The 604-nt window shown below is 69.4% G+C and carries 1 protein-coding gene; it reads left to right on the top strand.

The annotated features are described in order from the left end of the window. The first annotated feature begins 257 nt into the window (after positions 1-257). The gene (locus AC5LSR_RS21735) at positions 258-551 is read left to right on the top strand and encodes a hypothetical protein (protein ID WP_493468915.1); all 294 of its coding nucleotides are present in this window, start codon (positions 258-260) and stop codon (positions 549-551) included. Positions 552-604: the final 53 nt, after the last annotated feature.

The raw sequence follows: 604 nt of genomic DNA, 5'->3' as shown, positions 1-604 counted from the left end.
AACCTGATGGCCTGATAATGTTCGCGTCTGCGTAGTAATGCCAGGTGGGTCGGACGCCTGCGCAGGTGCGGCCGCGGGCGCGGAGCGCGGCTCGTGGGGGCTCCTGCGGCTTGTGGCCATCGGTCGGTGCTCGTGGCCGGGAGCCGGAGACGCGGCCGCACCTCCACCAGGTCACGTGCTCTGTCGACAAAGGATGATCGGATGACCGGATGATCGGTAAGGATTCGGCGGGGAACATTGTTTTACGTACGGTGTCCGTGAGGTCGGTCGGTAGCGGATCGGCCGCCGTCCTCTGCGCGGCAGCCCTCGTCTGGGCGTGGGTGACGCCCGCGGCCGCGGACCCGCTGCCGAAGCCCGCCGGCTCGCTCCAGGGCGGTGTGCATCTGCGGGGCAGCTACCCGAGTGACGCCGCGGGCAGCCCGGCTGTCGACGGCACTGTCAACCCCACCAGCTGGAGTGGGATCGTCGCCACTGGTGGGCAGCCCGCCCCGAACACCACCGCCCGCGCCTTCGCCGTCTGCGCCAGCCATCACGTCGGTTCCGGCGAGTAGATCAGCCGGTGGCCATCTCAGTCCACGGGCATCAGCCGTCCGAGGTGTGAGAA

This window comes from Protofrankia sp. CiP1_Cm_nod4 (genome assembly GCF_982290645.1).
Note: the sequence above shows the minus strand (reverse complement) of the source record. Positions and strands in the feature narration are given on the sequence as shown.